Below are 23,529 nucleotides of genomic sequence, written 5' to 3'. Positions count from 1 at the left end.
CTTCTCGGTCCGGAAGGGACCGAGCGTGCGGCTAGAGCCTCACTGGCTGTGAGGTGATCCGCCGCATCTTGGCCATCAGCGTCGTGGGCTGGTGGCCGGGACGTGTGACGTCCGCCCCGCATCCCACGCGTCCTGGCCCCTTCGAGCCAGAACACGGGAAGCATTCCGGTCCGCGTGCGCAACGACGCCGCAACCCCGGCAGATGAACAATGCTTGAGACACCCGGTTGAGCCGGTCGATGTGCCCGCACTCGGCGCACTGCCTGGAGGAGTACGCGGGGTCGACGAACACGACAGGCACACCGACCCGGCGTGCCTTGTAGACGATGAAGTCCGCGAGCTGGGCGAAGGCCCAGGTGTGCAGGGCGACCCGTTGGGGCTTGCGGAGCCGTACCCGGTCACGAATCCCCGTCAAGTCTTCGAGGGAGATTCCGCGTCCGGTGCGTTCAGCCTCGGTCACGATCGTCTTGGAAACACAATGGTTGATGTCTTTAGCGCGCCGCGATTCCTTCCGGCGCTGCTTGGCCAACAGGCGTTTGGCGGACTTGGTGCCCTTCTTCTGCAGCTTGGCCCGCAACGCGAGTTGCCGCTTGCGGTAGCGGTTGAGGTTGCGTCCGGCGGCCCGGTGGCCGGTGGAGGTGGTGGCGATGTTGACGATGCCCAAATCCACCCCGATAAAGGTGCCCGGCTCACGAGTCTCGGCCTCGGGCACCTCACACGTTGCGATCAGGAAGAACACGCCATCGCGTTCGACCAGATCCGCCTCACCCTTGCGGTGGGCGGTGAGCTGCTTGAGCGCGTTCGGTGAGCAGGCGAAGCGCACGCCCTTCAACCGGCCCGCCATCGTCCAGATCGAAACGGTCTGGGCGTCGTACTGCCACGACAGGCACCGGTCGTCATACGGCTGCGCGGCCTGGGGCCGGAAGGTGATCGGCTTGGAGACGGCCTTGACCCAGCGCTTGGAACCCTTCTTCCCCAGGTTCCCCGCCCGCAGGTTGGCGTGCAGGCTGGTGTAGGCATCCCGAACCTTCTTGATCACATGCTGGGCGACCTGCGCACCCAGACCACGTTCCTTGAGCTGGGCATAGGTGTGTTTACGCAGTTCGTACTCACGCGGAACCCCGCGCTCGAAAGCCACACCAGAGACCCAGCACGCGGCCTCGTTGACCGTGCGCAGGGTGTGCTTCAGCGCCGCCGCCTGCACGGGCGTCGGCACCAGCTTGACCTGCACCACGACCTTCACAGTTCGTGACCATATCATCGCTTTACGTCATCACGCCGGGAAATCGAACCCATATTCGCAGGGGAAGCAAGAGCTGGCCACATTCGCACGTAGCTGTGGGGCGACCGCTTCTGGTCCCCCTTCCACTTCGCCGGCGCAGGCGAGCGCGTCCCACTGCCGAGCATCAAGGAGTCCACCGACCAGGGGGCACCGCCTGAACGGGCGACCTTCCACAACGCTGCTGCTGCGCTGCCCGCCGCAAAGATCAGGATGCGATTCAAGAACACGCTGAAATCGACGCGAGGCGCCCTGTCGAGGCGAGGCTCGTCCGGCCGGGAACGGCTCGGGCTCGCTCTCAGTGCAGGTTGATCAGGGCGACGCCCGTGACGACGACGCCCGCGGCCGCCAGTCTCGGCAGTCCCATGCGCTCGTGGAAGAAGACGGCGCCGATGATCGCGCCGGTGATGACGCCGGTCTCGCGCAGGGCCGCCACCGCGGCGAGCGCGCCGCGCGTCTGCGCCCAGACGACGATGCCGTAGCCCAGCACCGAGATCAGCCCGCCGGGCAGGCCGGTCCACCACTGGGCCCGCACCCCGGGCCACACCGACCGGCCGCGCGCCGCGGCCACCCAGGCGACGACGACGGGCCCCATGCCGAAGAACAGCCAGCCGCTGTAGCCGACGGCCGTGCCCGCGTGCCGCACGCCCACGCCGTCGACCAGGGTGTACGCGGCGATCGAGATGCCGGTGAGCACGGCCGCGCCGATGGCGCGCCCCTGCCGGCGCGACGCGCCCCCGGCGAGCGCCAGCGCCCCCAGCCCGCCGCACACCGCCGCCACCCCGGCGAGCTGCGTGACGCTCAGCCGCTCGCCCAGCGCGGTCGCGGCGACGAACGCGACGATGAGCGGCCCCGTGCCCCGGGCCAGCGGGTACACCTGGTTGAAGTCACCCAGCTCGTACGAGCGCGCGAGCAGCCAGGTGTAGACGGCGTGCAGGACGACCGAGGCCGCGATCCACGGCCAGGAGGCGCGGGCGGGCGCGGCGGCCAGGCACAGCATCAGCAGGCCCGCGCCGCCCTGCGCCACTCCGATCAGCGCGAAGCCGGCGTAGCGGTCGGTGGCCGCCTTGGCGAGGGCGTTCCAGATCGCGTGGAGGACTCCTGCGAAGATCACGGCCAGGGCGGGGGCGAGAGGGGACGAATGACTCACCCGTCCACCTCACCCGATCGCCATGATCTTGGGAAGTGCCCGGCCGGAGACCAGGACCGGGGCGGGGGCTCTTCGTGTCCCGCCGCGACGCGAGGGCGGCCCCGGAGCCGGCCGGTCAGCTCGCGGCGTTGACCTTCTTGGCCACCTGCTCGGTCATGGTGACCGCCGCGGCTCCCTTGTCGGCGTGGCTGGAGCTGTAGAGGGTGGTGACGATCGCGTTCCCGACCCTGACCGCGGCCAGCGTCGTGCCGCCGTCCCAGGCCGACGACGTCGCGACGGCCTTGACGCCCTCGTCGCCCACGCCGTGCAGCTTCGCGCTCGTCACCTTGACCTTTGCCGTCGCGCCGCTCGACTTGTCGGTGAACGTCGCGCAGTGGGCGAAGACCTTCCGCAGTTCCGCCATCGCCTGGCGCGCGTCGTCGCCGTGGTAGGTGTCGATCTCCTGTGCGATCTCCTCGGTGTTGCCGGCGTTGCCGAAGTCGGTCTGCGCGAACGCGGCCTCGCCGATCCCCGTGACGCGGATCCAGGACGTCTGGCCGAGCGCGCCGCAGACCTTCTTCGCCGGGACGGGGGCGCTGGTGCGGGGCGCGACGGCCTCGCCGCTGTTCCGGGTGCCGTCGGCCTCGATCCGGAAGCCCTTCGGCATGGCGCTCGCGGGGAGCAGGAGTCCCTTGAGGGCGGAGCCCTTCAGGATCTCCGGCGCGGCCGGGGCGGCCGGCGCCTTGGAGCCGGTGGCCGAGTCGTGCGTCGCGGCACCACCGCTGCCGCCGCAGCCGCCGACGGCGAGAACGGCGGCGCCGGCCGCGGCGAGGATCGCGCCGGTCCGGATCCGGCGGGCAGGGGGGATCTTCATCTCCGGTCTCCAAGGCTGAAGTAGTTGATCATGCTCACCGGACACTCACTGGTTCCGGCGCTCGCCAAGAAAAGCACATGTGAATCCGATTAACAACTGTGACGGTTGTGGTCGACTGTTCGATCACTTGGCTGTAACGTGGCGACGCAACAGCCGGGGCGCCGGGTCGCGTTCAGGGACCGTGAGGGGAACGACGGACCGTGCAGGACGACGCAACTGTGAGCGCGGCGGACATCGCCCGGCTGGCCGGGGTCGGACGGGCGGCCGTGAGCAACTGGCGCCGTCGGCACCCCGACTTCCCCCAGCCGGTGGGAGGCACCCCCACCAGCCCCGTCTTCGCGCTCGCCGAGATCGAGGCCTGGCTCCGCGACCAGCACAAACTCCGGGAGCTCCCGCTGGAGGAGCGCGTCTGGCAGCAACTACGGGCCGAGGCCCGCGACGATCTGCGGGTCGCCGAGGTCCTCGCGGACGCCGGAGAGCTGCTCCTCGAGCACCACACGACCGGAGCGCTCAGGCTCGGCCGCCCGGCGGGCCCGCTGAGCACCGAGACGGCCCAGGCGGTCGCCGAGCTCGCCGACGCCCGGGGCGCGGTCGAGGCGTTCGAGTTCCTCTTCACCCGCTATCGGGAGACGCAGACCCGTCGTGCCTCCACCACTCCCCCGGAGGCAGCCGCCCTGATGGCCGCGCTCGCCGGCGACGCCCGTACGGTCCTCGACCCGGCCTGCGGCACCGGCGACCTCCTCCTCGCCGCGATCGGTGAGGGCCCGGACCAGCGCCGTCTGCTCGGCCAGGACACCGACCGGGACGTCGCCCGGCTGGCCGCCGTCCGGCTCACTCTCCTCGGCGGCGAGGCGACCGTCCTGGACGGCGACTCGCTGCGCCGCGACGCCTTCCCCGGGGCCCTGGCCGACGTGGTCGTCTGCGATCCCCCGTTCCACGAGCGCGCGTGGGGGCACGAGGAGCTCACCGCGGACCCGCGCTGGGAGTACGGCCTGCCGCCGCGCCTGGAGCCGGAGCTGGCATGGGTGCAGCACGCGCTCGCCCACCTCGCGCCAGGCGGGCGGGCGGTCGTCCTGATGCCCGCCGTCGCGGCCGGCCGCCGATCGGGCCGCCGGATCCGAGCGCAGCTGCTCCGCAAGGGCGCGCTGCGCACCCTGGCGGGACTGTCCGCGACCCACCACCTATGGATCCTGCGCCGCCCCGAGGGCACCCCGCCGTCGACCGTCCTCATGATCGACAGCGCCGACCCGGACACGGTCGTCACCACGTGGCGGCGGCACGCGGACGACCCCGACCACGACGCGGCGGGCGTCAGCCGGGCCGTCCCCGTGATCGACCTGCTCGACGAGGAGGTCGACCTGACGCCGTCCCGTCACGTGTCCGCCGCCCGGTCCGAGCGCATCGCCGAACGCTTCGCCGAGACCCACGACCGGCTGGCCTCGACGCTCGAGAAGGCCGGTGGTCTCGTTCCGGCACTGCCTCCGGCGGCGGGCCGTCCGGAGGCCCGGTCCGTTCCGCTGTCCGAACTCGCCCGGATGGGGCACCTCACGATCCACCACACGCCGATGCGCGGGGACACCGAGGACGGCGGCGGCGGCGACCCTCCGCTGCTCACCGCCGAGGACGTCATCGAGGGTCGCGCCCCGACGGGCAGTGGCCCCCGCGACGACGCCCGCTGGATCCCCATCGAAGCCGGCGACGTCGTGGTGGCCGTGGTCGCCCGGCGCTTCGCGGTCCGGGTCGCCGAGGCCGACGGGCCCCTCCTCGGCCCGCAGCTGTGCCTGATCCGCGTCGATCCCCGGCACCTCGACCCGTACTTCGTCGCCGGTGTCCTGCGCAGCTCGGCCAACGCCCGCGCGACGATCGTCCAGTCGACCGGGACGATCGGCCGGGCCGACATCCGGCGCGCCCAGGTGCCCCGCCTGCCGCTGGACGACCAGCAGCGGTACGGCGCCGCCTTCCGCCGGATGACGGAGTTCGAATCGGCCCTGCGGAACACCGTCGCCATGGGCACCGAGCTCGCGCAGCTGCTGGCCGACGGGGTCGCCGAGGGCACCCTCGCACCCCCTCCCCCAGCGTCCCGGTGACGCCACCGTAAGGTCCAATTGTCATGGCACGGCGAGAAGAGGGAACGTGGGGCGGCACCTGGTGCTGGCCGGTCGCTACGAGCTGCTGAGCCCGCTCGGCCGCGGTGGCATGGGCCAGGTCTGGGAAGGCGAGGACCGACAGCTGGAGCGCCGCGTCGCGGTCAAGCTGCTGACCGAGGACACCCTCGCCGGCCACACCCACCCGGACGAGCTCGCCCGCCGGTTCGCCCGCGAGGCGGCCGTCACGGCCGGGCTCCGGCACCCCGGGGTTCCCGCCGTGTACGACGCCGGCACGTACGACGGCGGGCTGTTCCTCGTCCTGGAGCTCGTCGAGGGCCGCACACTCGGCGACCTGATGGCCGAGGAGGGCCCGCTGCCGCTGCCCTGGGCGGCCGGGATCGGCGCGCAGGTCGCGGCGGTGCTCGCCGCCGCGCACGAGCGCGGCCTCGTCCACCGGGACGTCAAACCGCAGAACGTCATGGTCACCGGCGACGGCGCCGTCAAGGTGCTCGACTTCGGCGTCGCCACCCTGATCGACCAGACGGCGATCTCCCGGCTCACCCGGACCGGCCAGCCGATCGGCACCCCCGCGTACATGGCGCCCGAACAGCTGCGCGGCCTGCCCACCGGCCCGCACACCGACCTGTACGCGCTCGGGTGCGTGCTGCACGAGATGCTCGCCGGCGAACCCGTCTTCGACGCCGCCTCACCGGCCGAGCTCATGCAGCGCCAGCTCGAACAGGCCCCCGCGCCACTGCCTCGCGACGACGTTCCCGCCGCGCTCGACATGCTGGTCCGGCAGCTCCTGGAGAAGGACCCGGCACGCCGCCCCGCGACCGCCCGGGAGACGTACGACCGCCTGCTCCCGCACGTCGTCCCCCCGGGCCCGCTCGGCGAGATCGACGTCGCCGGAGACCGCGGCCCGCACCTCTACTCCCGCGTCCTCGTACGCCTGGCGGGCACGGCCGACCCGCAGTCCGCCACCGGTCGTACGGCGACCGCCGATCGAGCGGCACAGCCTCCGCCCGCCCAGGCCGGTCCGGTGCTCGCTGCCCTGCAGGAACAAGCCGACGTCCCCGCACTGGGCAGTCCGCACACACCCGGCGTTCCCTCCGTATCCGACGGTCGTCATGCGCCCGGCGGTCCTCACCCGTCCGGCGCCCTGCATGCCACCGGAGCCTCGCATGGGACCGGCGCTCCACATGCGACCGGCGGTGTTCACGGCACGGGCGGTCATCGACCGGCGGCCGTTCCCGGCATGGACGCCGGCACCGTTCCGGGGCGTGGCGGCGCCGCACCTGTCAGGCACGGTCCGTCGGAGCCGTACGGGATCGGCTGGAAGGTGCTGCACAGTCTCTGGATGGTGCCGACGCTCGCCTTCGGCGCGGGCACCTGGCTGTCGTTCGGCTACATCGCGGTCCGGCACCGGCGGCCGTCGTGGCTCATCACCGCCGGGGTCTACCTCGTGCTGGCGGTCGTCGCCTTCGTCCTCATCGGCAGTGGCCCTGATGACGACACCGACACGGTCCAGACGACGGCGGGCATGGTGCTGGGACTGCTGCTGTGGCCGGCCGGGATCGTGCACGCCCTGTGGGTCAACGCGACGACGCACCTGCGCCTGCTCGAACCTGCCAGAAGCCCCTTGTCAGTCGGCCGTGCCGAACATCCGGCCGGCCATCCGGAGCGAGTTGTCGACGGTGTCGAAGCCGCGCGGGAGCATGGTGCGCTCGTACGCGGCGACCGCGTCGATGAGGGATTTTTCTCCCCGAACGGCGGCGAGTAGTTCGTCGGCCAGTGTCGCGGCGTCCTGTAGCGCGGTGTTCGCGCCGACGCCGCCGGCCGGCGGCATGGTGTGGATGGCGTCGCCGAGAAGCGTGACCGGGCCGGACTTCCACGCGTCGACGCGTTCACCGGCGCGGATGGCGATCGGGAAGAACGTGTCGGCGTCGGCGTGCGCGAAGAGCTCCCGGACCGCCGGGTGCCAGTCGGTGGTGGCCTCGACGGTGATCTTCCATAGATCTTGCGGCGGGAGCTTGAACAGGTCCTCATCGGACGTCCCGAGACGCTCCGGAGTCCCGATGAGAGTGGTCATCAGGTAGTCCGACGCGCCCTCCGGCCGTGAGCGGAACCGCACCGGCGCGAATCCGGCGCCGAGCCCCTTGTCGTCGGCGACCCAGGACAAACCACGGTTGAAGGCCTCCGGGATGAGCGCATCGGTGGTCTCGTTGATCGTCATCCGACCGTAGACGCACCGGACGCCGAGGTCTTTGACGGTGGCGTGCGGGAGCAACCGCCGACGTACCGCCGACCCGACGCCGTCCGCGCCGACGAGCAGGTCGCCCTCCTCGCCGCCGCCTTCGGCGAACTCCACTCGTACCCGGCCGGAGCCGGTGATCCGGTAGCCGGCCACCGTCCGCCCGAAGTGGACGACGTCGGCCAGGCCGGAGAGCAGGCCCTGCCGGAAGGCGTTCCGGTCCACGTTGGTGATCTCGTCGTCGGCGATTCCCGGGAAGGTCTGCGTCGTCACCTCCTCCAGGCGATGGGTGTATCCGGCCACCAGGTCACCGTTGACCCCACTCGTACGGCGCACCAGGTCGAGCGCCTCCGATGCCAGGCAGGTCCTCAGCGCGGCGTTGCCGTTGGCGTCGATGTGGATGCGGTAGCCCTGGTTGCGGATCGTCGGCGTGGGGTCCTGCTCGTACACGGCGACGTCCAGGCCGTCGCGGCGCAGCGCCTGGGCGAGCGCCAGGCCGCCGACACCGCCGCCGGCGATGAGAATCCGTGGTCGATCTGACATCTCGGTGCCCTTCGTCGTACGGGACTGCGACTGTCAGCCGCAGCGGATCCATAATCAATCGTCCATATGACTAGGTCAACCGAATGTTTGATTATCTCATTCGCGTGTACGATTCAGGGGTGCCACCGTCGAAGAAGCACAGGTCGCCCGAGCCGCAAGAGCGGCAGCGCGACCCTGAACGAACCCGCCGGCTCATCCTCGACGCGGCGGAGGCCGAGTTCGGCGCGCACGGTTACGCGGGTGCCCGGGTCAGCGCGATCGCCGCCAGGGCAGGGGTCAACCAGCAGCTGATCTCCTACTACTTCGACGGCAAAGAGGGCCTGTACGAGGCCATGTCGCAGCAGTGGCAGGAGCGGCGACGCGAGCTGACGCCACCGGGCACACCGCTACCCGAACAACTGCGGCGACATGCTCTGGAGGCCTTGCACAACCCCGATGGCCCGCGACTGCTGGCCTGGAGCGGCCTGCAGTACACCGGGCCGGACGACGACCCCGATCACGCCTCGCGCGCCCAACTGCTCGGCGAGAGCCTCGAAGAGCTTCGCGAACTGCAACGATCCGGTCGGCTACCGGCCGAGGTGGATCCGGCCTGCCTGCTGGTCATGCTGATGGCCGCCGCCATGGCCACCACGACGCTGCCGCACGTCATCGAAGGCGTCTGCGGCACCGATCCCCGATCCCCCGAACTCATCGAGCACTTCGCCGACCAGGTGGCCGTCCTGGCCCGGCTCATCGGTCTCGAACCGTAGGTGAGCGACCTACGGCCGTTCGAGGGCCGGGCGGAGACGAGAACGGGCCCCGCGCGGGAACGCGCGGGACCCGTGACGAGCCCCTGCCGAGGGATCTGCGCCGGCCCGCCACCGAGGGCGGCGGGCCGGCCAGATCGCGGCGGTGATGACCGCACGCCCGACTTCAGACCAGGAAAGACGAGCGCCGCGGCAAAGGCGCTGGGGGCTCTTCTCCCGTACGCCTCCGGCCCCGATCGGTCACTACTTGATGGGCTTCAGGCTCAGGTGGGTGACCCAAGCCTCGCAGTGGCCGCCGGTGCCCTTGTCGAAATCGACCCAGAAGACGTTGGCGAGCGCACCGAGGTTACCGACGCCCAGGTAGGCGTACTGGATCCACGGGGCCTTGTGCCAGTGGTTGTCCTCTTTGGCGTTCCAGCCGGTGTAGCCGGCGCCGCCGCTGTACCGCCAGGTGCCCGTGGCCTGCTTGACGGCCTCGATGTCCATCACGCGGGTGTTGGCGTGGTTGCCCTTGGTCTGCTGGATGGCATAACCCCACTCGACGATCGGGACGACCGGTTTGCTCTTGGTCGGCTTGGCGGTAGTCTTCACGTAGCCCTTGAACCAGCGGCCCTTGGCCTTACAGGTCGCGTAGGCGATGTACTTGCCCTTGGGCAGCCCCTTGACCTGGTGGGTCACAGACCGCGTGTCCTGGCCGGTGTCAGCGGACGCAGTGGGGGCAAGCGCGGCGAGACCCGCCGTCGCGAGAACTGCGGCGATACCGATCCGCTTGATGCTGCGTGACATGCGCGTTCCTTCCTTGACCCCGCCGGGCACGGGGTGCACGGGAGCAAGATCACTAAAAACGATCTTCAGCCCGGCCGAACGCGGCATTAACGCCTCCCGGACCCCAGATGAAGCGTGACCGGCCAATGGGAACTACCGGGCCGGCCGCCGGCGGACTCGGGTGAAGGTGACTGATGTCGTTCAAGACCGAGCAGATCGCGAGGCTGGCCGAGTCGGGGTGGTCTCGCTGTGAATCCGTGGCCGAAGCGGTGGCGCGGGCCGGGCTCCCTGCGGTCACGCCCGACTACCTGGCGACCGCGTTCTCCGACGATCTGTGGGGGACCGCCGAGCGTACGGTGCTCGCGCTCCGAGACCACTTCGCCTCGGCTCGTTTCGCGGACGAAACGACGTACGGCCTCCTGCTGGTACCCGACCCCGGCAGGCTGGACACCCGACGCCCGATGGCCGCGGCCGTGCGGACGGACCAGCTCGGGGCACCCACGGACGACGTGTTCGACACGCGGTTGCCCGCGGGTGCCCTCGGAGTCCCGTCCGGGAGGCCGTGGACCATGGTCGCCACGGTCACCGGCGTGTACGGTCCGTCTCTGGGCAGCCACAACCAGATCGTGGCCGGCCCGGCGGCGTCGTTCACGGTCGCCGGTACGGACACCAGGGCGTTGATGATCCGCCGGCTCTGGGGTGCCCGCGTCCTGCAAGGCGGCCGCCACCTGCCTGACTGCGAATCCAACCCGAGGTGGACGTTCACCCTGTTCCCCGGCGAGGGCCTCACCGACGGTCAGGCCGAGTCCGGCACCGTGCTCAAGGGCAAGGTGCGTTTTCGGCTCGGCAAACCCGACCGCGGCATCGGATCCGCCCGCGTCGCGCCCGCCATCGCCGTCACCTAGGACCTGTCTCGAAGTCCCGCTGTCCTACTGCGCGGCGACTTCGAGAGAGGTCCTAGCGCTGGGGTGTAGCCGAATCCGGATGCGCGTCCGGGCATACCGTCGACGTACAGAATGCTCGGCGACCGCGCCCCCGAAAGGGGCGGCAACTCGTCAGATTGGAATGAACAGCGCCTCGAACGGCGGGTCGCCGACGCCGGTCGTGATGTGCCCCATTCCCGTGGTGTCGGCGGCGAGCACCAGGTCGCCGGGGCCGAAGCGACGCCGGCTGCCGTCGCTGACCGTCACCTCGATCGTTCCGCGCAGCATCACCACCCACTGCTCACGCGGTGCCGGGTGTGCGGTGCTGTCGAACGCGGCGCTGCGCAGGAACTGCACGCCACCGTTCGACGGCACTCCGCCGACTGACATGGCCGGCACTCCGTCGGTGACGTGCCGGCTTTCGAGCGCGATCTCGCCGTCCTCGAACGCCGACCTGCCATCCTCAGTACGGACAATCTTCGTAAAGTGCACCAATTCGGTTCGATGAACCGGTTGCTCGACATCGAGTGAATTACTCATGCGCAGCAGTGTGCAGCCCGACCTCCGGTACGGCGATTCCCTGCAGGGAATCGCGCCCTGATGTCACGGGGGCGTCGCACCCGGTCGGCACCGCCCCGGTGGGCGGCGTGCAACCGAGATCGGCGGGCCGGGGTTCCCACTCCTGTACGAGCCGACCCCCCGTTCGTCAGGAGCATGAGCCAATGAGCTGGCAACGACATGGCAGGGCGCTGCTCGCGGTCCTGCTGACGGCGCCCTTCCTCTCCCAGGCCGACGCCACGATCGCCAACGTCGCGACACCGGCCATCCAGAAAGGCCTGCACGCGTCCGCGACATCCGCCGAGCTCGTCATCGGCGGATATCTGATCGCCTTCGCGGTGCTGCTGATCACCGGGGCCCGGCTGGGGCAGACGCACGGGTACAAGCGAGTCTTCATGCTGGGGACCGGCCTGTTCATGGCGGCGTCGCTGCTCGCCGGCCTCGCGCCCGACGCGGCGGTCCTGGTGATCACCCGGGTCGTCCAGGGCGCGGGCGCGGCGCTGATGTTCCCCCAGGCGCTCACCGGCATCCAGCTGAACTTCGCCGGAGCCGAGCGCATCCGCGCGATCGGGCTCTACGGGATCGCGCTGTCCGGGGGCGCCGTCACGGGACAGATCCTCGGCGGTGTGCTCATCACGGCCGACCTCGCGGGTACCGGCTGGCGGGCCATCTTCCTCGTCAACGTGCCCGTGTGCGCCGCCGCCCTGGCCGCCGCGGCACGCCGCCTGCCCGCCGACGAGGGGCACGGCGACCAGAAGGTCGACTTCGCGGGCGTGGCGATCCTGTCGGTCACGGTGCTGCTGATGGTCCTCCCACTGATCCTCGGACGCCCCGAAGGATGGCCGGCCTGGACGTGGGTGTCGCTCGTCGCAAGCGTCCCGGTTCTCGCGGTGTTCATCGTCGTCCAGCGGCGCACGTCCGCCCGCGGGAATGCCCCACTGGTCAACCTCCAGGTGCTGACCAGGCCGACGGTCGCGTGGGGTCTCTTCACCCTGATGACCGCGACGGCGACCTACTACGCGCTGCTGTTCACCCTCGCGCAGTATCTGCAGAACGGCCTGGGACACGGCCCGCTGGTCTCCGGGCTCATCCTGGTTCCCTGGGTGGCGGCGTTCGGGCTGGCCGGCCAGACCGCCCGGCGCATGCCCGGGAGGGTCGCCCGTGTGCTGCCGGCCGCCGGATGCGCGCTGCTCACCGCCGCCTACCTGGCCATCAGCGCCGACCTGTTCGCCGGTTCCCACGGCCTCGGGCCGTTGATCCCGTTGCTCGCCGCCGGCGGATTCGGGCTCGGGACACAGTTCAGTTCACTGCTCGGCCGTCTCACCAACGCGGTCCCGCCGCGCTACGCACCCGACATCAGCGGTGTCAGCACGACGGTCCTGCAGATCGGCGGGGCGCTCGGCGTGGCCGTCTTCGGCGCGGTCTACCTGAGCGGCGCGGCACCGCACGACACGCCGCGGACCACCCACGCGTTCGCCGTCACCGCTCTCGTCCTGGGCTGTGCCGCGCTGCTGTCCACCGCGTGCTCCTGGCTGACGATTCGCAGCGGCGACGGCCCTGCCGAGGAATCCTCTCCCACCGGGTCCGGCGAATCGCCCGCCGACGCCCAGGTCATCGCCTCCGCGTGAAAGCCGCCGACTCTCGCTGCCGTGAGTGAGGCTCTTGACCCTCACGAGGCGTCAGGTCGACCAAGATCCACGCCATCACCAGGGGCTCTGTTGCTTTTCTGCCGTGCCGCGCTGCCGTTGTCGTCCCGGACCCTGAACTACGTGTCAGGAGTCACCCGCCGCCACCGCAAGTCGATCGGGTCAAGATGGCGGGCGCTGAACCCCGGGCAGCAGGCCCTGCTGGTGCTCGTTTACCTGAAGGAAGGCGAGACGCTCGCGCAGGTCGCGGCCAGGTTCGGCATGGTCACCGCGATGACGTGTCGAGCAGGCTGATTGGGATTTCCCTCGGCGCGCCCCTCCTTTGCTGACCGCGTAGGAGTTGCCTTCACTTGGGCAGGAAGTTACGCTGACCGACCGGTCGGTCAACCAGCGGAGGGATTCGCGATGCCTTTTGTCCAGACCAGAGCGGGGCAGGTGTTCTATACCGAGCAGGGAAGTGGCCGGCCGGTCGTGCTGTTGCACGCCAGCCTGCACGACCACACCGACTTCGACGCCGTCGCCGGACCGCTGGCGGCCGCCGGCTATCGCGTACTGGCCGTGGACTGGCCGGGCCACGGCCGTTCCGAGATGCCGGACGGGCCGCGGTCGGTGACCGCGCCGCTGCTGGCCGGCGTTCTCGCCGATTTCGCCGCCGAGCTGGATCTCGCGCGGGCCGTGTTCATCGGCAATTCGGTCGGCGGGTACGCCGCGGCCAGGATCGCGCTGGAACACCCGGACCGGGTCGCCGGGCTCATTCTGGTCAATGCCGGCGGGTTCGTTAAGGTCCCCCGCCTCGCGGCCCGCGTCCTGGGCGTCCCGGCCGTCAACCGGGCGGTGCTCCCCCGGCTCGTTCCCCGGTATATGAAACCGGACAGCGACCGGCTCCGCGCCCTCACCCGCCGGGTCCAGGACCGGGCGCGCAGTAGGACAGGCGCCGCTGTCTCCGCCGCGCTGTGGCGGAGCATCGCCGATCCGACCTACGACCTGCGGGCCGACGGGCCCCGGCTCGGCGTGCCCGTGCTACTGGCATGGGGGGCGCGGGACATCGTCCTCCCCCTGTCCGCCGCACGCCAGACGCAGGCGGCGATACCCGGCGCGGACCTGCGGACGCTGAAGACCGGGCACGTGGCCTTCGCCTCCGATCCGGATGGGTTCCTGGGCCTGGTACTGCCATTCCTCGAATCGGTGGCGACTGCCGGGAGCGCGCAGTGAGTACCGGCGTCCGGCAGCAGCGCGCGGCGGCCACCCGCAAGCAGCTCATCGCCGCGGGCCTGTCCCTGGCGGAGCGGACGGGCCTGGCCGGCATGAGCGTCAACCTCATCGTCACCGAGGCGGGCGTGGCCAAGGGCACCTTCTTCCACCACTTCCACGACCGGTCGGAATTCCTGCTGGCGCTTCACACCGAGTTCCACGACCGCACGTTCGCGGAGATCGAGGAGAAGATTGCGGGGATGACACCGGGCCGAGGCAGGCTGCTCGCGGCCGCGAACGCCTACCTGGATGAATGCCTGAGCCATCGCGGCGTCCGGGCACTGCTGCTGGAGGCCCGTGTCGACCCCGCGATCATCGAGGCGATCGCGGCCCGGAACAAGCTGGTCATCCAGCTGACCAGCCCCGACTTCGCCGCAATGGGCTGGGCGCACCCGGGGCCGAGCGCGGCCATGTGGATCAGCGCCGTCGTGGAGGCCGCCATCCTTGAGCTGGACGGAGGCGGCTACCAGCCGGAAGTCCGGGCGGCGCTGGCGCAGTTCCTCCGGGAATAGTGGATCCCCCGGGAATGGCGAAGCAACGGACCGCCGCCGCAGCACCCAAGCGCCGTGGCGGCAGCGGGTGCCGATGTCGGCGATTCGGACGAATCGCACACCACAACCCACGCCTTGGCATCGATGATCGGCGATCCCGCAGCCGCCTAACGACGAAGGACGGCCATTAGCGGCCCGGCGCCGCAGCGATTATCAAGCCGAGGATTCGCTTGGATTCGAGGAGTTCGGTGACCTGGGCATCGATGCGTGCGCATTCGCGGCGAAGCTCGTCGGCCAATTCCGTTGTACACGGTCGTAGTACGCCGTCGACTTCACAGACGCTCGGCAGCAATCGCCCGATCATCGTTGTGGTCAGACCGGCGGACAGCAGCGTACGGATGCGGGCGACCAGCCGAATGTCGTCCTCGGTGAAGGTGCGGTAGCCGTTCGTCTGCCGCTGGGATCGCAGCAGCCCTTGCTGGTCGTAGTAACGAAGTAGCCGCACGTTGACGCCGGTGCGCTCTGCCAACTCTCCGATTCGCACAACTTGAGTGTGACACTGGTTGGAGGGTTTACCGTCCAGGCATGCCCCGCCCCTCCTATCGTTCGCTTGCCACCCGCCCCGTTCTGATCTGGGCCGCCGTCGCCTTCGCGGCGCGTATGCCGGTCGCGATGGCCCCGCTTTCCTTCGTCTTTCTCAGCAGACTCCGGCCCGGTGGTTACGCGCTGGGCGCCGGCCTCGCGGCCGCGTACGTGGTCGGTGAGGTGGTGGGCGCACCGGTGCTGGGGGTACGGCTGCGGCCCGCGAGAGCCCGGATGCATCTGCTGTGGGGCCTGGTAGCGGGGGCCGCGGCCTTCGCCGGGCTCGGCGCCTTCCCCACTGCTCCCCCCGTGTTGCAGGCGGCGCTGGCGCTGCTCGCCGGTGCCGCACCGGCCGCCGCTCCCGGCTGCCTGCGGACCATGCTGACCGAACAGCTGGGCGAAGAGCTGATAGCCAAGGCGCTGAGCGCGGAGTCGATGCACACCCGTGCCGTCTGGACCCTCGCGCCCGCTGTCACCGGAACGCTCGCGATCGGCGTCGCGCCGAACGCGCCGATCCTGCTCGCCGCAGCCCTGATGGCCGTCGCGGCCGCCGGGCTGAGGTGGCTACCGCGTGGCTGGGAGGCGGACACATCCGATCGCGGAGGGATCTCGATCGTCCGTACCCTCGCGATGGCCTGGCCGGTGTACGTCTCCGGTGCGGCGGCCATGTCGTTGCCGGCGCTCGCGGAGCTGGTCCTGCCGGCGCTCCTGGCGCAGCGTGCTATCGCGGCCGGATGGGCAGGACCGCTGCTGGCCGGTTATTCGCTGGCGTCGGCGTTCGGGGCGTTCCTCTACGGCTTGCGGACCTGGCCGGGGCGCCTGCACTCGCAGGGACTCGTCCTGCTGCTCGGCGTCTCCGCATGCGTGGCCATGGCCGGGGTCCTGCCCCATCTCGGCTGGATCGCGGTTGCGCTGCTCACCGCCGGGTTGCTGGCGTCCGGCTTGCAGGTGACGCGGTCGATGGGTCTGCGAGAAACGCTTCCGCAAAGCGCGCTGACCGCCGGATCTTCGGTGATGTACGCGGCGGTCGGAGCCGGTTACGTCGGCAGCGCGTCGCTGTCCGGCGCGGTCATGGGCATGGCCTCACCCGCAGCGGCGATCTTGTGCGGCGTCGCACTGACACTCGTCCTCGCCACGGCAAGCGCGGTCGGTGAACGCAAACTCATGCGGGCCAGATCCAGAAAATCCGCCGCGCCGAGACCATGGGCAACGCCTTCCACCGCCCAGCCGCGTATCGGTCCCTGACCGATGCCCACATTGCCGGCATCTCCGTTCGAGTGGACCGCTACGGCCGCCCGCCAGGTGTCCGGCGCGGTGTCCACCAACGTTCGCCGGGCCTGGTGACACGCCGGTGGACGTCGGTTGGTGGCCACGCGCCCTTTCATCGGTGTGCGGCGAAGATCGTGCGCAGCTGAACGGCGAGGGCACGGGGGTGGGATGCGAAACCGTTGTGGCCGCCGGGCAGGGTCGTCACGGGCGTGTTCAGCAGGTCTGCCAGCGCGTGCGCGCATTGTGCGATCGGGCCGGTCGTGGTCGCGCCGACTGCGGGGACGATCTTCGTGGCGTGGGCGCGCAGGGCGGTGATGTCGGGGTGGTATCGGCGTACTGCGGGGGCGTCGTGGGTGAGGAAGAACTCCAGGTTCGGCAACCGTTCCGGGCCTGGCGGTGTGAAGTGGACGTCGGGTTCGCGGTCGCTGAAGTCCAGCCGGGCCAGCCGTACGAACTGCGCCATTGCTGCGAGGGCCCCATCACGGCGGTGCGCCTTCTCGACGGCCAGCTGGTCGCCGGCCAGTTCGGCGTGGGTGTCTGCGGGCAGCAGCGTGCCGACCGGCGGTTCGTGGGCGATGGCGAGGCGGACCTGGTCGGGGTGGCGGGTTGTCAGTTCCAGGGCGATCAGGGCGCCGATACTGGCGCCGAATACCAGGGCGGGCTGGTGGGTGACGGCGGCGAGGACGCGGGCCGCGTCGTCGGCGTGGATGGTCAGGTCGGGTGCCGCGCCGGTGCTGGTGCTGCGGGACAGGCCACGGCGGTCGAAGGTGACGACTGTGAAGGCGTCCTCCAGGTGAACGGCCAGGCTGTCGCAGGCGTCGGCATCGCCGTCCCCGCCGGGCAGGAGGAGCAGCACCGGGCCGCTCCCGCGCGTCCTGTAGAAGATCTCGGCACCCGGGACCTTGAGTGTGCTCTCCAACGATGCCTCCATAAGGAACTCGAGGTTTCTTATGATGAGGCTAGCCCAGCCCAGGGACAATAGGAAACTCGGGGTATCTTAAGCTTGTGGGTGAGAGCAGGCGTCGTGGTGCGGTGCTGGAAGAGGCGATCCTGGACGCCGCCTGGGCGGAGCTTGTCGCGACCGGCTATGGCGGGCTCACGATGGCGAGCGTCGCAGCCAAGGCCGGGACCAGCAAGGCGGTTCTGTATCGGCGGTGGCCGGGCAAGGAGGATCTGGTGGTCGCTGTGCTTGAGCGGCGGGTGCCCAGGCTCGGCCGTCCAGCTCGCACCGGCGACCTGCGGGCGGACACGCTGGCGATCCTGCAGAGCGTGGCCGCCGGACATCGTGGGCTGCTGGCTGTCGGCCTTGATCCGGGGCTGACCGCGGTATTGCGGCGCCGCACGGCCGATGAGGCTACGGCACAGCTGGCCGAGGTGGTGGCCGCGGCCGGCATCGACCCGGCCGCGATCGGCCCGCGAATCCTGCGCCTCCCCATTGTTGTGCTGCAGCATGCCCTACTGGACGGGTCCGCCTTCCCCGACATGGCCGAGACCGTGGACGAGATCTTCCTGCCACTCGTCCACCTGCGCGACGGCGTGTCCCAGACCCGGTGAAGGTATGTGGTCACCGCACTATCCGCCGGGCGTTCAGGCCCGGGGCCGTCGGTACGACAAGCTCGGCCAGGTGGTGCAGCGAGTTGGTATCGACCTGACCTAAGCGTCTCGACCAGCGCTCCGGGTCTCGCAGAGGACGAGATGTGCGACTTCCACGCAGGTGTCGCTGACGTTCTGGCCGGAGTAACTGGACTTGCGCCAGGTGCCGCCTGAGGGGGTGAGGTTCACATCTGCTCCATGATCGCGCGGATCAGTTCCTCGGACTCAGAGGTCGGGAGCGCAACGCCCCGAATCTGGTCGAAAAGTACCGCCAGCGAGTGAACCTGTCGAGGAGCGCTGATCAGCTGCCCGTTTCCTTCTGCGCCGTCCACATAGGCCAGGTCTGCGCCCTCCATGTGGCCAAGCAGCGTGAAGCTGCTGACCACGTAGACCGGCGCCCGAGCCGGGATCGCCTGAATACTGATGTTCGGCCGCCGCGCCATCTCCAGCAGGTGAGCGAGCTGCTCCTTCATGACCCCAGAGCCACCGACGACCTCGCGCAGCGCGGACTCCCTCATGAGAACCACGAGGAATGGCGGATCGTCACGGTCCAGGATGTCCTGGCGGCCCAGTCGAAGCGCGACGGCTTGGGCGAGCCGGTCATCCCGCTGCCCGGCGCATAGCACGCCCCTGGCGTACGCCTCCGTCTGCGCCAGGCCGGGGACCAGCAGCGGATCGAATATGCGTAGGGAATCGGCCAGTTGTTCCTGCTCGGCGTAGCTGATGAACGCCGGGCTCAGCGCCGCCTCTCGTACGACGTGCGGGTGGAGTTCTTCGAAGTACTTGTCCAGGTCGAAGAGGCGATCCAAGTCTTTCGACACATCCAAGGTGGGGATGCGGCGGCAGTTCTCGAAGTGGCCGATCATCTTGCCGCTGATGATGCATTCCCGGCCCACGTCGTCCTGGGTCAACTCCGCGCGCTCGCGATGGAGGCGCAGCCGGTAGGCGTACTGCTCGGCGGCCGAGGCCGAGGGGTCGATGTCCACGTGGTCTCCACAGGGGGTTGGAGAGCTGCAGATATAGCCGAGCGTAGCCGTACGGCGACAGCCTGGAACGGGAAACCGATCGAATTCCAGGAGGTCACGGATGGGCAGAGAGACGACGGCCGGGGCGGTCGCCCGCCATCTGCACGAACTGCGGGATTGGCTGGACGCCGCGGGCTTCACCGCCACAGTCGAGAGGCCGCGCGGCGGCATGCCGTACGTGCGGGTCGGGAACCGCCATGCGCCCGTCCTCTCCGAGAAGATCCGGATCGATCGCTACCGGGCCGACGGCGACGCGCTGTGGTTCTTCTACTCCTGGGGCGATCCGATCTGTCCCGCTCGAGAGACGAGCCGGGCCGCCCAGGAGATCACCAATGTTCTCGGCAACCGGTGACTCCCCCGGACCGGTGACGCGCGTCGATCAGGTCGCGTTCGGGCGGGCGCCGGACCCGGTCTGGGAGACACGCTGGGTGTGGCTGGATCGGCTTCGCCGGGAGTTCCCGGGGTGGGTGGCGCTGTTCGATCCGTTCGCGTCCGTCTGGGTCGCGGTGCGGGGGCGGGAGGCGTACGTGACGGGTGCGACGGCGTACGAGCTTCGTGATCGTCTCGAATCCCTGCGCAGGTCCGCGCTGCCGTAATCTTCGGCGCATGGAGCATGGGACCCCGGCGGGGCTGCTGCGCTCCCGCGACGACGGGGCGGCGCGTGTCACGTTCTTCGAGTTGTTCTTCGACCTGGTCTTCGTCTTCGCGGTGACGCAGCTGTCCCACCGGCTGCTGAAGGATCTCACCGTGAGCGGCGCCGGTGAGACGTTGGTGCTGCTGCTGGCCGTCTGGTGGGCGTGGATGTACACGTGCTGGACGACCAACTGGCTCAATCCCGACCATCCCGCCGTACGGATGACGCTGACCGGGACCATGCTCGCCGGGCTGCTGATGGCGGCCGCGATCCCCAAGGCGTTCGAGGGCCGGGCCCTGTGGTTCGCCGTCGCCTACGTCGCCTGCCAGGCCGGGCGGACGGCCTTCGTGGCCTTCATGACCCGGCGGGATGAGCTGTCCGCGAACTTCGTGCGCATCCTGGCCTGGAAGCTGACCACGGCCGTGCTCTGGATCGGCGGCGCCTTCGCCGACCATCCGGCCCGGATCGTGGCCTGGGTGGGGGCGCTGACGCTGGAGTACGCCGCGCCCTGGCACGGCTACACGTTCCCGGGGCTGGGGCGTTCGAGGACGTCGGACTGGACGATCGACGGCGGGCACATGGCGGAGCGCTGCCAGTTGTTCGTGATCATCGCTCTGGGCGAGTCGCTGCTCGTCACGGGTGCCACGTTCAGTGACCTGAGCGGCGTGGGGACGGCCGCGGGCGCGGCCTTCGCGGTCGCCTTTCTCGGCAGTGTCGCGATGTGGTGGATCTACTTCGACCGGAGCGCGGAGGCCGCCGCGGAGCGCATCGCGGCCTCGGCCGACCCGGGCCGCCTCGGCCGGTCCGCCTACACCTTCATCCACCTGCCGATGGTCGCGGGGATCATCGTGAGCGCCGTCGCCGACGAACTCGTCGTCGCGCACCCGCACGGGCACGTCACGGGCGGTACGGCGGCGGTGGTGCTCGGCGGTCCGGCGCTGTTCGTGGCGGGGCACGCGCTGTTCAAGCGGGCGGTGTGGGGTCACTTCACGACCGCGCGCCTGCTGGCGCTGGCGGCGCTCGCGGCCCTCGCGCCGGTCTCGAAGCTGGTCGACCCGCTGACGCTGTCGTTCCTGGCCCTGCTGGTCATGGCGGCACTGGCCGGCTGGGACGTACGGTCGCGCCGGTCGTCCATCGTGGTGGTGCCCGAGCAGGCCGCCTGACCTGCGCATCGCACGGCGCGCCCGCCCGGGACCTCCCTCTCCGGTCAGGTCCCGCTCGACACGCGCGGCGCGCCCGCCTGAGGCCTCCCTTCTCTGGTCAGGCCCCGCTCGACACGTGCGGGGCGGTGTCCTTCGGCTTTTTCCGGTCCTGGGCTCGGCCGGCGCGCAGGAGCCGCCGCCACTTCGCCGGGTCGTGCAGCGCCGGGTCGGTGCTGTCCAGGAACCGCTCCACGGTGGTGACGAAACGGTCCGGCTCGTCGTGGTGCGGGAAGTGCCCGGACCGGCCGAACACCTCCAGGATGCTGCCGGGCATGGCGGCGTGGGCTACCCGCGCGTGGCGTACAGGGATCACGTGGTCCTCCGCGCCCCAGACGATGAGGATGGGCATGCCCTCGGCGAGGTAGCAGCGGTCCAGCATGGTGATGACCTGGCCGCGTATGTCGACGCCGGCCCGGAGGGTACGCAGGAACGCCTGGCGGGCGGTCGTGGAGCGCAGTCCCCGGTAGCGGCGGAGCATGTAGTCGAAGTCCGTACCCAGGAACAGGCCGCCGGTGAGGCGCAGGACGGGGGCGGCGAGCCGCACGGCGGTGCGCGCCGGGGCGGACGTCGCCAGTGCCAGGCCGACCTCGGCGCCGGGTGCCGCCGCCGCGCGGAGGATGGGATGGACCTCGCGGCCGATGCCGCCGCTGGCGACGAGCACGAGGCGTTCGCAGCGTTCGGGGAACTGGTAGGCGAACTGCATGGCGATGCCGCCCCCGAGCGAATGACCGATCACCGAGACGCGGTCCACGTCGAGAACGCTGAGCAGGTCGCGCATGCCGCAGGCGTACGCGGCGATGCCGTAGTCGGCGCGCGGTTTGGCGGACTCGCCGTGGCCGAGCAGGTCGGGCGCGATGACGGTGTGGTTCTCCGCCAGGCGCGGGATCACGTCGAGCCAGGTGCCGGAGTTGTCGCCGATGCCGTGGATCAGCAGCACCGGAGGCCCGCTGCCGACCATGCGGAAGGCCCGCCAGTATCCGTGGATGTCACGGAACCGGATGAGAGATCCTGGCATCATGCCTGCTCACCACCCGAGGTCGCTTATTCGCATCGTGCGGCGGGCACGTTACGTGTTCACTACCGGGCTGTAAGTCCACCGTAACGTCAGGGCGCCGCGTCGGCCCCCGCTGAGGTCTTGAGCCCGTCGAGGATGACGGTGGTCAGGGTGTCGTCCGCGCGGGCCCCGGGCCGGCAGACGGCGATGCTGAGCACGTCGACGACTTCACGGGGCGGGATGTCGGGACGCATCGAGCCTTCCCGCTGTGCCTGCTCGGCGATCCGCGCGATGAGCCCGTCGACGCCGCTGATCAGCTCGGCGACTTCGGGAGGGTGGGACGGGCCGTCGGAGAGCGACTTGGCCAGCGCCAGCGGCAGCCCGGCGCAGTGCCGGACGAACAGCATGAGCACCTCCCAGCGCGGCACCGGACGGTCGGCGAACTCCTGGGCGGCGGACAGAAGCCGCCGCAACGTGTCGACGGCGATCTGCTCCAGCAGCGTCCGCCGATCGGGAAAGTGGCGGTAGAGCGTGCCGACGCCCAGGCCCGCGGTCTGTGCTATCTCCTCCATGGAGACCGCCGGACCTCGCGCGGCGAAAAGGCTGAGGGCGGTATCGAGGATCAGCGCACGGTTGTGACGGGCGTCGGCTCGCACGGATCTCCCAGTCTGCTAATCGGAATCCGATCTTCATGTTAGCGTGGCGCCTCGGAACCGGAAGCTCCGCTTCATATTGGAGGTCGGCCATGCGGCTCGGCGTGTTGATCGGGACGGAGAACACCCCTCTCCCCGATGTCATCGGACAGGTGCGCGCGGCGGCCGAGGCGGGGCTGGACAGCGCCTACTTCAGCCAGCTGTTCTCCTGGGACGCGGTCGGGCTCGCCGCGCTCGCCGCCCGAGAGGTTCCGGGGATCGACGTCGGGACGGCGGTGACCCAGACCTATCCCCGCCACCCGCTCGCGCTGGCAGGTCAGGCGCTCACCGCGCAGGCGGCGAGCGATGGTCGGTTCATCCTCGGAGTCGGCCCGAGCCATCCGCACATCGTCGAGACGCGGTTCGGTCTCTCCTACGAACGGCCGGCCCGGCACGTCCGCGAGTACCTGACAGCGCTCGTGCCGCTTCTGCGGGGTGAGGAGATCGACCACCACGGTGAGGTCCTGACCGCCGTCGGAGCCGTCGGTGTGCCGGGTGCCGCGCCGCCGCCCGTCCTGCTCGCGGCCCTGGGCCCGGTGATGTTGCGGATCGCCGGGGAGCTCGCCGACGGCACGGTGACCATGTGGACCGGTCCACGCGGGATCGGCGAACACATCGCGCCGGCCATCGGCCGTGCCGCCGCGCGGGCGGGACGGTCTGAACCTCGCGTCGTCGCCGGCGTCATCGTCAGCGTCACCGATGACCCCGACGGAGTCCGGCAGCGCGTCGCGGCCGCCCTGGGCCCCGCCGCGGGGTTGCCCAACTACCGTTCGGCCCTGAACCGCCAGGGCCTGTCGGGTATCCAGGAGACGGTCATCGCGGGCGATGAGAGCACGGTCGAGCGGGCCGTCCGGGCATACGCGGACGCCGGCGCGACCGAGCTGGTCGCCAGTCGGACCGGCGGCGAACGGGATTGGCCGCGCACGCTCGCGTTCCTGTCGGCGCTGCGCACCCGTCTGTGAGGAGGGGGTCTCTCACTCAGGCCTACGGCGC

Annotated in this window: 24 protein-coding genes and 2 pseudogenes; 14 read left to right on the top strand and 12 right to left on the bottom strand. The window is 70.4% G+C overall.

The window, feature by feature from the left end; all coding sequences use genetic code 11:
- Nucleotides 1-75: 75 nt before the first annotated feature.
- The 3 genes from ABEA24_RS22090 to ABEA24_RS22080 form a co-directional block, all read right to left on the bottom strand.
- Nucleotides 76-1,242 carry an RNA-guided endonuclease InsQ/TnpB family protein gene (locus ABEA24_RS22090; protein WP_345432874.1) on the bottom strand — a complete coding sequence of 389 codons (1,167 nt, stop codon included), beginning with the start codon at nucleotides 1,240-1,242 and terminating at the stop codon, nucleotides 76-78.
- Nucleotides 1,243-1,576: 334 nt separating this feature from the next.
- The gene (locus ABEA24_RS22085) at nucleotides 1,577-2,428 is read right to left on the bottom strand and encodes an EamA family transporter (protein WP_345432873.1); all 852 of its coding nucleotides are present in this window, start codon (nucleotides 2,426-2,428) and stop codon (nucleotides 1,577-1,579) included.
- Nucleotides 2,429-2,543: 115 nt separating this feature from the next.
- Nucleotides 2,544-3,281: a hypothetical protein gene (locus tag ABEA24_RS22080; protein ID WP_345432872.1), complete on the bottom strand. Its 738-nt coding sequence runs from the start codon at nucleotides 3,279-3,281 to the stop codon at nucleotides 2,544-2,546.
- Nucleotides 3,282-3,481: 200 nt separating this feature from the next.
- Between ABEA24_RS22080 and ABEA24_RS22075 the strand changes: the two genes are divergently transcribed.
- Nucleotides 3,482-5,368: an N-6 DNA methylase gene (locus tag ABEA24_RS22075; protein WP_345432871.1), complete on the top strand. Its 1,887-nt coding sequence runs from the start codon at nucleotides 3,482-3,484 to the stop codon at nucleotides 5,366-5,368.
- A 46-nt stretch (nucleotides 5,369-5,414) separates the two neighbouring features.
- Nucleotides 5,415-6,194, top strand: a pseudogene (locus ABEA24_RS22070) (serine/threonine-protein kinase); the annotation flags it as partial.
- Between the two features lie 819 nt (nucleotides 6,195-7,013).
- Here ABEA24_RS22070 and ABEA24_RS22065 read toward each other — a convergent pair.
- Entirely contained in the window at nucleotides 7,014-8,165 is a 1,152-nt protein-coding gene (locus tag ABEA24_RS22065; RefSeq protein ID WP_345432870.1) for an FAD-dependent oxidoreductase, read from the bottom strand.
- A 119-nt stretch (nucleotides 8,166-8,284) separates the two neighbouring features.
- Here ABEA24_RS22065 and ABEA24_RS22060 point away from each other — a divergent pair, with 119 nt between their 5' ends.
- Nucleotides 8,285-8,914 (top strand): TetR/AcrR family transcriptional regulator, encoded by a 630-nt coding sequence (locus ABEA24_RS22060; RefSeq protein ID WP_345432869.1) that lies wholly within the window; start codon nucleotides 8,285-8,287, stop codon nucleotides 8,912-8,914.
- 240 nt (nucleotides 8,915-9,154) lie between these two features.
- Here the strand turns inward: ABEA24_RS22060 and ABEA24_RS22055 are convergent, their stop codons facing one another.
- Nucleotides 9,155-9,697: a hypothetical protein gene (locus ABEA24_RS22055; protein WP_345432868.1), complete on the bottom strand. Its 543-nt coding sequence runs from the start codon at nucleotides 9,695-9,697 to the stop codon at nucleotides 9,155-9,157.
- A 173-nt stretch (nucleotides 9,698-9,870) separates the two neighbouring features.
- On the opposite strand from ABEA24_RS22055, the gene ABEA24_RS22050 reads away from it, so the two are divergent.
- Complete coding sequence (locus ABEA24_RS22050) at nucleotides 9,871-10,581, top strand: hypothetical protein (RefSeq protein WP_345432867.1); 711 nt, start codon at nucleotides 9,871-9,873, stop codon at nucleotides 10,579-10,581.
- Nucleotides 10,582-10,731: 150 nt separating this feature from the next.
- Here the strand turns inward: ABEA24_RS22050 and ABEA24_RS22045 are convergent, their stop codons facing one another.
- Nucleotides 10,732-10,989, bottom strand: a complete 258-nt coding sequence (locus ABEA24_RS22045) for a cupin domain-containing protein (RefSeq protein ID WP_345432866.1) — start codon at nucleotides 10,987-10,989, stop codon at nucleotides 10,732-10,734.
- A 332-nt stretch (nucleotides 10,990-11,321) separates the two neighbouring features.
- Between ABEA24_RS22045 and ABEA24_RS22040 the strand changes: the two genes are divergently transcribed.
- The 4 genes and pseudogenes from ABEA24_RS22040 to ABEA24_RS22025 all read left to right on the top strand — a co-directional run bounded on the left by ABEA24_RS22040 (nucleotide 11,322) and on the right by ABEA24_RS22025 (nucleotide 14,566).
- Complete coding sequence (locus ABEA24_RS22040) at nucleotides 11,322-12,785, top strand: MFS transporter (RefSeq protein WP_345432865.1); 1,464 nt, start codon at nucleotides 11,322-11,324, stop codon at nucleotides 12,783-12,785.
- A 90-nt stretch (nucleotides 12,786-12,875) separates the two neighbouring features.
- Nucleotides 12,876-13,085 (top strand): annotated as a pseudogene (locus ABEA24_RS22035) (transposase family protein); the annotation flags it as partial.
- A gap of 123 nt (nucleotides 13,086-13,208) precedes the next feature.
- Nucleotides 13,209-14,015: an alpha/beta fold hydrolase gene (locus ABEA24_RS22030; protein WP_345432864.1), complete on the top strand. Its 807-nt coding sequence runs from the start codon at nucleotides 13,209-13,211 to the stop codon at nucleotides 14,013-14,015.
- Entirely contained in the window at nucleotides 14,012-14,566 is a 555-nt protein-coding gene (locus tag ABEA24_RS22025; RefSeq protein ID WP_345432863.1) for a TetR/AcrR family transcriptional regulator, read from the top strand. Before ABEA24_RS22030 ends, ABEA24_RS22025 begins: the two co-directional genes overlap by 4 nt.
- A gap of 166 nt (nucleotides 14,567-14,732) precedes the next feature.
- Here ABEA24_RS22025 and ABEA24_RS22020 read toward each other — a convergent pair whose 3' ends face one another.
- Nucleotides 14,733-15,089, bottom strand: a complete 357-nt coding sequence (locus tag ABEA24_RS22020; protein WP_345432862.1) for a MerR family transcriptional regulator — start codon at nucleotides 15,087-15,089, stop codon at nucleotides 14,733-14,735.
- 41 nt (nucleotides 15,090-15,130) lie between these two features.
- Between ABEA24_RS22020 and ABEA24_RS22015 the strand changes: the two genes are divergently transcribed.
- Nucleotides 15,131-16,372, top strand: coding sequence for a hypothetical protein (locus ABEA24_RS22015; RefSeq protein ID WP_345432861.1), 1,242 nt, complete (start codon nucleotides 15,131-15,133; stop codon nucleotides 16,370-16,372).
- A gap of 136 nt (nucleotides 16,373-16,508) precedes the next feature.
- On the opposite strand, the gene ABEA24_RS22010 is transcribed toward ABEA24_RS22015, so the two are convergent.
- On the bottom strand, nucleotides 16,509-17,315 hold the full coding sequence (locus ABEA24_RS22010; protein ID WP_345432860.1) for an alpha/beta fold hydrolase: 807 nt from the start codon (nucleotides 17,313-17,315) through the stop codon (nucleotides 16,509-16,511).
- 86 nt (nucleotides 17,316-17,401) lie between these two features.
- Here ABEA24_RS22010 and ABEA24_RS22005 point away from each other — a divergent pair, with 86 nt between their 5' ends.
- Nucleotides 17,402-17,950: a TetR/AcrR family transcriptional regulator gene (locus ABEA24_RS22005; protein ID WP_345432859.1), complete on the top strand. Its 549-nt coding sequence runs from the start codon at nucleotides 17,402-17,404 to the stop codon at nucleotides 17,948-17,950.
- A 99-nt stretch (nucleotides 17,951-18,049) separates the two neighbouring features.
- Here the strand turns inward: ABEA24_RS22005 and ABEA24_RS53620 are convergent, their stop codons facing one another.
- Nucleotides 18,050-18,178 carry a DUF397 domain-containing protein gene (locus ABEA24_RS53620; RefSeq protein WP_425551218.1) on the bottom strand — a complete coding sequence of 43 codons (129 nt, stop codon included), beginning with the start codon at nucleotides 18,176-18,178 and terminating at the stop codon, nucleotides 18,050-18,052.
- Nucleotides 18,175-18,975, bottom strand: a complete 801-nt coding sequence (locus ABEA24_RS22000) for a helix-turn-helix domain-containing protein (RefSeq protein ID WP_345432858.1) — start codon at nucleotides 18,973-18,975, stop codon at nucleotides 18,175-18,177. Before ABEA24_RS22000 ends, ABEA24_RS53620 begins: the two co-directional genes overlap by 4 nt.
- 100 nt (nucleotides 18,976-19,075) lie before the next feature.
- On the opposite strand from ABEA24_RS22000, the gene ABEA24_RS21995 reads away from it, so the two are divergent.
- From ABEA24_RS21995 to ABEA24_RS21985, 3 genes are read left to right on the top strand one after another with little or no spacing between them, the layout of a single operon-like run.
- Nucleotides 19,076-19,366 (top strand): hypothetical protein, encoded by a 291-nt coding sequence (locus tag ABEA24_RS21995; protein WP_345432857.1) that lies wholly within the window; start codon nucleotides 19,076-19,078, stop codon nucleotides 19,364-19,366.
- Entirely contained in the window at nucleotides 19,347-19,610 is a 264-nt protein-coding gene (locus tag ABEA24_RS21990) for a hypothetical protein (RefSeq protein ID WP_345432856.1), read from the top strand. Before ABEA24_RS21995 ends, ABEA24_RS21990 begins: the two co-directional genes overlap by 20 nt.
- Before the next feature lie 10 nt (nucleotides 19,611-19,620).
- Nucleotides 19,621-20,811 carry a low temperature requirement protein A gene (locus tag ABEA24_RS21985; protein ID WP_345432855.1) on the top strand — a complete coding sequence of 397 codons (1,191 nt, stop codon included), beginning with the start codon at nucleotides 19,621-19,623 and terminating at the stop codon, nucleotides 20,809-20,811.
- 97 nt (nucleotides 20,812-20,908) lie between these two features.
- Here ABEA24_RS21985 and ABEA24_RS21980 read toward each other — a convergent pair whose 3' ends face one another.
- A complete protein-coding gene (locus ABEA24_RS21980) occupies nucleotides 20,909-21,868 on the bottom strand; it encodes an alpha/beta fold hydrolase (RefSeq protein WP_345432854.1) in 960 nt (319 codons plus the stop codon).
- 86 nt (nucleotides 21,869-21,954) lie between these two features.
- On the bottom strand, nucleotides 21,955-22,500 hold the full coding sequence (locus tag ABEA24_RS21975) for a TetR/AcrR family transcriptional regulator (protein WP_345432853.1): 546 nt from the start codon (nucleotides 22,498-22,500) through the stop codon (nucleotides 21,955-21,957).
- A gap of 89 nt (nucleotides 22,501-22,589) precedes the next feature.
- Between ABEA24_RS21975 and ABEA24_RS21970 the strand changes: the two genes are divergently transcribed.
- On the top strand, nucleotides 22,590-23,498 hold the full coding sequence (locus tag ABEA24_RS21970) for a TIGR03564 family F420-dependent LLM class oxidoreductase (protein ID WP_345432852.1): 909 nt from the start codon (nucleotides 22,590-22,592) through the stop codon (nucleotides 23,496-23,498).
- Nucleotides 23,499-23,529: the final 31 nt, after the last annotated feature.

Source organism: Actinoallomurus vinaceus, assembly GCF_039542055.1.
Lineage (GTDB): Bacteria > Actinomycetota > Actinomycetes > Streptosporangiales > Streptosporangiaceae > Actinoallomurus > Actinoallomurus vinaceus.
The sequence above is the reverse complement of the archived record's forward strand: the minus strand, read 5'-3'. Positions and strand labels throughout refer to the sequence as shown.